Below are 1,447 nucleotides of genomic sequence, written 5' to 3'. Positions count from 1 at the left end.
ATAAAACGTTTAGTTCTCTAAAAAAAGGATAGAACTGGAATTACTATTAAAAGCCAAAATTTTAAAACTGACTTTTATTAATCAAAAAGAAAGCTACACATCATTTTCGACAGTGTTTGCTAACGGTTTTGTGTATGAGCTGTAGCGGATTTAAAGCGACTACTTTTCGGTAAGCAATATATTCAAATTAAAGCAAAAACGGTTCGAGCTTGCACTCAAACCGCTATTGCTTATACACCGTGTTGTAAGCAGTTTTTTTTAAAAATCAATAGTTCTGTCGTATCGAAATCCAAATATCATAGTTCCAATAATTGAAATTGGCATAATCATAAAATCAAATATAAACAACCATTGCGGTATTTCTTGATAGAAACTCATTACAAAAAGTCCAGGGAAAAATAACACCCAACTGAAAATCTGTAACCAATAAAAATCATTAAATCCTATAAGGTTCACTCGCTTACTTGATTCGCTTCTTTCCTTTTGTTTGGTGAATAGTGAAAGAAATCCTGTGATAATCATTGGAAGACAAACTGCAATTGGCGTTCCTTCTCCAGCTCCAAATAAAAATATACCAATGCTGAATAGGGCGAATAGCCCAATTCCTTTAGCATTTAGTTTGAAAAATTTGGAAGAAAAAACGATAAATGCTATGGATACAGAAATAGCCAAAAGTCCTAATACATAATATGGAATGTCTGACAAAAGAGAAAAAACAGGTGCACCTTTCATTAAGGTATAGAACTCATCATTAGGCCAGTTCTCGGGCATTGCAGGAATTTTTCCGCCTGCAACTAATGTGTTGCCATGTAATAATTCAGCTGCTCCGTGCAATATTCCTATGATTCCGACAATGATTCCAAAAACCACAAAGGATAATCGGATTTTACTCTCTTTTGGTGTGTTCATAAACCAAATATTTATTCTTGTTACACAAAGTTACATATATATGTTACATATAGTTACTTTTGTTTAGCTTTGTCATAAAATAGTAGTTACTTCACGGTAACATTTAGACAAAATGAGTATGGATTTAGAAAAATGCCCTTTAACAGCAGCATTAAAAATTGTCGGTGGAAAATGGAAACCAATAATTATTTTGAATTTAGGAAAGTCACCTAAACGATTTGGTCAATTAGATTATTTGATACCTGATATCTCAAGAAAGGTTTTGACATCTCATTTATCAGAATTAGTTGAAGATGGTTTAGTGATTAGAAAATCCTATCCTGAAATTCCTCCAAGAGTAGAGTATTCCTTAACTAATAAAGGAAAAGAATTAATTCCAATATTTAAAAATTTAGGCGATTGGGGAAGATATTTGATAGAGTTGGTTTAAATTGCTTACAACGTATTTGTATAACTGTTGTTACGGGATTAAAGTTACATATTTTGTTTAAGAACTGCAGTTAGTAATTACCGAGTGGATTCGGACGAAGTCGAATCC

2 protein-coding genes are annotated in these 1,447 nt (G+C 32.3%); one reads left to right on the top strand and one right to left on the bottom strand.

What is annotated here, in order from left to right; all coding sequences use genetic code 11:
* Positions 1 to 258: 258 nt before the first annotated feature.
* A complete protein-coding gene (locus ACOSP6_RS00560) occupies positions 259 to 909 on the bottom strand; it encodes a hypothetical protein (protein WP_422092458.1) in 651 nt (216 codons plus the stop codon).
* Positions 910 to 1,027: 118 nt separating this feature from the next.
* Here ACOSP6_RS00560 and ACOSP6_RS00555 point away from each other — a divergent pair, with 118 nt between their 5' ends.
* Positions 1,028 to 1,339, top strand: a complete 312-nt coding sequence (locus ACOSP6_RS00555; protein WP_422092457.1) for a winged helix-turn-helix transcriptional regulator — start codon at positions 1,028 to 1,030, stop codon at positions 1,337 to 1,339.
* The last annotated feature ends 108 nt before the right edge of the window (positions 1,340 to 1,447 follow it).

This window comes from Tenacibaculum sp. MEBiC06402 (assembly GCF_049239625.1).
Lineage (GTDB): Bacteria > Bacteroidota > Bacteroidia > Flavobacteriales > Flavobacteriaceae > Polaribacter.
This window is presented reverse-complemented; position numbering and strand designations above follow the sequence as displayed.